The sequence below is a fragment of the Microcystis sp. M179S2 genome (genome assembly GCF_020245805.1).
Classification (GTDB): domain Bacteria; phylum Cyanobacteriota; class Cyanobacteriia; order Cyanobacteriales; family Microcystaceae; genus Microcystis; species Microcystis aeruginosa.
In genome coordinates, this window is the sequence record NZ_JADBUE010000016.1 from 1 (window position 1) to 5,003 (window position 5,003).

Consider the following 5,003-nt stretch of genomic DNA (forward strand, 5'->3'; position numbering starts at 1 on the left):
AGTATTAATTTTTTCTAGAGCAGCTTCGGTAAATTTTTCTACAGTAGTCTGAAATACCAAAGCAACAATTGTCGCCACTGTTATCGGTTCCATAGATAAAATCGGGGTGATGAGGGTTAACTTATTTATCGGGTTTTGATTTTTTCCCACAATATAGGGATTTTAGAGATTGCTTCAGTGGTAAATTCCTGTACTGCTAAAGTAAACTTGTGGTTAAGGGATCATTCATGATTCAGTCCTCATTTTGGCTTTCATAATTTTATTCTGCCCTATTTTTCTCGATCAGTCATAGTCCATGACACAATCACAGCAATCAGTCTAAACTGTGATTGAAATGATTGAATGAATACTATGATTATATTGTATTCAGCAACCTTTTATCAATAATCAGTCACAGTCCATGACACAATCACAGCAACCACAGTCAAGACGGCATGGGAGAGGAAAGATCCGTGTTATCGTAAAAATGGGGATAGATGGGGGGTTTGGTCTTGCAAAATCGGCAAATAGGGATAAAATCAAAACAAGTTAATTTTTTCCTTACCATATCATGTTAACCCCATCGGATAGTAAATTATCTAAGCAGCAGCAGATTCTCTCGGCTGTTTCCGACGAAGAAGAACGGCTTAAACAGCAAAGGATTCAGGAAGTGCTATTGTTAATAGATAGTTTATTCCAAAGAGAGGAAACGACTTTTAGAATTATCATCGACTGTCTTTACGATGTGGGTTCGTTAAATTTAATTAATAAAAAGTTTCATAGTCGTCACTTAAATTTTATCATGAAAGCGATCGCTCGTTTTTCTAAGCCTATATTCAGAATTTATGCTCTCTATTGGGTGAAGAAAAATAGCCCCAAATTAATCACTAATTGGTTGGCTAGTAAGGTTAAATTCTAGCCAAGGATAAACTCCAGAGACAGATGATAGGTAGTGCGTTACGACGGATTGTTACCTTCAAGTCAAAGCAGCAATTTTGGCCGTCTAACGCACCCTACCTTTTACTACTTAGTTGATGATAGGTGGTGCGTTACGACGGATTGTTACCTTCAATTCAAAGCAGCAATTTTGGCCGTCTAACGCACCCTACGTTTTACTACTTAGTTGATGATAGGTGGTGCGTTACGACGGATTGTTACCTTCAATTCAAAGCAGCAATTTTGGCCGTCTAACGCACCCTACCTTTTGCTTCGTACCTCACTATTAAGATCTAGGGACTAAATTTGCACCTGTCTGAGATGACGACGGGGATCGGTGGTACGCTGAGATTTAATTTTCTCGTATAATTCCCGTTCGATCGCCGTTAATTCTTTGGGAGTATCGATGACAATTTTGACTAATTGATCGCCGCGTTGTCCTTTATTATCGATCCAACCTTTGCCTCGTAAGCGCAGGGATTGACCGGAACGAATACCGGCGGGAACTTTTACCGTCACCATGCCATCGGGGGTAGGAACTTCGATCGCTGTGCCTAAAACCGCCTCATCGGGGGTAATCGGGACTTCACAGGTTAAATTATCGCCTTCAAAAGTAAAGAAAGGATGGGGTTCTAATTCCACATCGAGAAATAGATCTCCCCGTTGTTTACTCAAGGGATCGATTAGTCCTTTACCCCGTACCCGGAGACGATTACCGGTTTTGGTTCCTGGGGGGATTTTGATATCGATCATTTCTCCGGCTAAATTAACCCGTTTTTGTACTCCTCGTAAAGCTTCCGCAAAAGTCAGACGCAGTTTAGCGGTGGAGATGCCAGAAGTGACGGATTGCGGTGGAGTACGAGAGCCGGCAAAGTCGTTAAAATTGCTAAAATCGCTAAATCCTCCCCCCGGAGTACCGTAGGAATGGGAACGGGGGCGAGTACCGCCGGAGCGGCCCATGCGACCGAGCAGTTCATTGATAAAATCATCAAAGGTGCTGTACTGGCTAAAGTCAAAACCGTCGGAACCGAAGTCAACCCCCGGATTACCACCTGGCCAATTCGATCGTCCGGACTGTTGCCAATATTGTCCAAATTGATCGTATTTTTGGCGTTTTTCGCTATCGGAGAGGACTTCGTAAGCTTCACTAATTTCTTTAAAACGTTCTTCGGCGCTTTTATCGTTAGGATTGCGATCGGGGTGATATTTGACGGCTAATTTACGAAAAGCTTTTTTAATTTCTTCAGCGCTGGCAGTTTTACCTACTCCCAGAACGGCATAATAATCTTTATAATCTGCGGCAGGCATCGATACGCTATCTCCTTAGCAATGAGGATTCAGTCGGGATATTCCTAATCTAACTTAATTTTATCGCTGATCACTGAAAGGGAAATTGCCGACGACGACGATACCAAGTTCCCACACCTACTAACAGAGCAATGAGGGTAAAAGCCACCATTAGGGGCAATATATCGCCTTTTCCCAAAGATTTTAAACCCGCACCCATCATGACAAAGGGTAAAATTCCAGGGACAGTGCCTAATAAAGTACCGATCAAATAATCGCGAAAACGGATAGAAGTTAATCCCGCAACAAAGTTAACGATACCGTAGGGAATAATCGGTAATAGACGGATAGCAAACATATAAAATAGGCCGCCTTGCTGCATTTCTGCATCGATCGCTTGCCATTTTCCCTGAAATTTTTTGGCGGTATATTCCCGGCCAATAGTACGGGTAAAAGCAAAGGCAACTATAGCGGCCACCAAAGCGGCGATCGTTGTCCAAACGGTTCCCATAACTACCCCAAAGATGGCCCCACCACTGAGGTTTAAGGGGGTAGAAGGCAGAATTAAAATTGTCCCGATCGTATAGAGAATAATATACAAAATGGGGGCTATAATTCCCATTTGTTTTAACCAGATCTGTAATTGTTGGGAGTCGATACCACCGAGCAGATAAACTCCGATCGCCGTGGCGATAATACAAATTATGGTTAGGATAATAACACTACTTTTAGTTTTAGACATTTAACGGCAATTTTGGGCTAAGTTCGGGTTGCAAAACATAAGATGCAGCCGGGGTCTATATTTCCCTATTGCCAAAAATATAGCAGAAATCGGCATAGGATCGATCTCGATCTCAATATTAGCGGGCTGCCCTATCTGTCCCCAAATTACCCCCGATATCGGTGTGGGTAGTTCAGTTAATCTCCTCGCAAACCACGATCGAAAAACCATTGACTTTATAGCGATTGGCAATTACTGCTCCTTGCTCCACAGACCAACAATTATAATCGGTTTCTGCCCAAGCTGCCGTGTCAATAATTCTTACCCAACGATAATTATTGCCTGGGGAGGGAAGGCGAAAATCCACTGGCAGATGATACATATTAATTAACACCAAAAAATCGTGATCACCGACGGCACTACCATCAATTAAAAACCAAATAGAGCGATCATGGGCAGTTAAATCGCTAACACCATCGGGTTTCTTAAATAAATAGGTGACATTATTGCCCGCATCGAGAACCAGATCACCGTAGCGGTGCTGTTTGAGTGCTATATGATTGTTTCTTAAGTGAGCAATATAAGCGGCAAAAATAAATAAAGGATTGCGTTCTTCTTGATTAGTTCCCGTGCCAAAATTATTGTGATAAGCTTCCCGATAACCGGTGGGCAGTAGATGGGGTGAACGGGTGGCAATCATATCATAATTATTCCAAGTGGCCACACTATCAATATTGTAGGGATTATTATTACCATTTTGAGTGCGGCCAAATTCATCGCCCCAGACAGTCATGGGAACACCGCGAGATAAAAATTGCATCGTCCAAAAGTTGCGTAATCTTTGGCGACGTAAGGCCTGATTACCGCCAGAATCCCAAGAATCGTTATTATTATTGCCGCCATCGGAAGGACCAAAGGGCCAGGGAGTGAGGTTATTTTTGTTGTTATAACTGACCAAATCCATCAGGGTAAAACCATCGTGGGCAACAATAAAATCGATCGATTTTTGGGGTCCGCCTTGGTCGTTAAAATTGCGATAATCTCCGTTCACCTGTTCGATGAATTGAAAAGTATTACCATCTCCCTTTAAAAAACGCCGAATTGCATCGCGATAACGGCCATTCCACTCGCCCCAACCCGTCGGGAAATTACCCACTTCGTAACCCCAGCTATCCCAAGCTTCGGCGATCATTTCGGCATCGTATTTCTTGCCTAATTTCTCGATCTTTTCTAACAAAGGATGTTTAGGAAAGAATTGTTTTTGTTTGCCCCGATCTTCTCGTTGATGACTAGAAGGAGTTCGACCGAGGACGGGGGCCAGATCAAAACGAAAACCATCAACTCCCATGGTTTCTAACCAATAGGTGAGGGAATCAAGAACCAGATTACAGGTGACACTATGGGAAAAATTTAATTGATTTCCGCAGCCTGTCGCCCCATCGAGTAGATAATGTTCATCGGTGAGTTGATAGTATTCCACCACATCAAAACCACCAAAACTAACAAATCCGGTGACATCGTTGCTGCCCCAATTGCCCCCTTCTCCGGTGTGATTATAGACCACATCGAGATAAACTTCCATACCTTGGTCGTGGAAAGCTTTGACCATGGCCTTAAATTCTCTGGTGGGTCCCCCGGGGGAGCGATCGTAAGCATAACGGCGATCGGGGGCGAAATAACCAAAGGTCATGTAACCCCAATAGTTACCACCGGGGCGATCATCGGTGTTATTATCGTTAGCGGTTTCTTGGACGGGTAAGAGTTCGATGGTAGTAAATCCTAGTGCTTTTAGGTATTTGGCCATATAGCCGGCTCCCGCATAAGTTCCTCTGTACTGGTAGGGAACGTTGGCCACTTCCTCAAAACCCGTAATTCCCTTGAGAATATCTTCTAAACGACTAGCGGAGGGGTGATTGCTTAAACCGCGCACATGGGCCTCTTGACACTCCCGTTGCCTAAAGGCGTGGGGATTCTTCATTCACAGGGAGATGCCTTGCAAAAGCAGTGCCTTTACTTGGTCTTACTCTCCCTCCAGAAGCAGTAGCGGTATGCCCTACCGCCAAAATTCGTAAACCTTCAT

3 protein-coding genes and 2 pseudogenes are annotated in these 5,003 nt (G+C 43.6%); 1 reads left to right on the forward strand and 4 read right to left on the reverse strand.

Features of this window, described 5'->3' with window-relative positions; translation table 11 throughout:
- Positions 1-550: 550 nt before the first annotated feature.
- Positions 551-898 (forward strand): hypothetical protein, encoded by a 348-nt coding sequence (locus tag IM500_RS00790; protein ID WP_287737422.1) that lies wholly within the window; start codon positions 551-553, stop codon positions 896-898.
- Between the two features lie 317 nt (positions 899-1,215).
- Here the strand turns inward: IM500_RS00790 and IM500_RS00795 are convergent, their stop codons facing one another.
- The 4 genes and pseudogenes from IM500_RS00795 to IM500_RS00810 form a co-directional block, all read right to left on the reverse strand.
- On the reverse strand, positions 1,216-2,223 hold the full coding sequence (locus IM500_RS00795; protein ID WP_190356990.1) for a DnaJ C-terminal domain-containing protein: 1,008 nt from the start codon (positions 2,221-2,223) through the stop codon (positions 1,216-1,218).
- A gap of 70 nt (positions 2,224-2,293) precedes the next feature.
- Positions 2,294-2,944, reverse strand: a complete 651-nt coding sequence (locus IM500_RS00800) for a TVP38/TMEM64 family protein (protein ID WP_190720072.1) — start codon at positions 2,942-2,944, stop codon at positions 2,294-2,296.
- 172 nt (positions 2,945-3,116) lie between these two features.
- Positions 3,117-4,862: pseudogene (locus IM500_RS00805) on the reverse strand (alpha-amylase family glycosyl hydrolase); the annotation flags it as partial.
- 16 nt (positions 4,863-4,878) lie between these two features.
- A pseudogene (locus tag IM500_RS00810) lies at positions 4,879-5,003 on the reverse strand (RNA-guided endonuclease TnpB family protein); the annotation flags it as partial.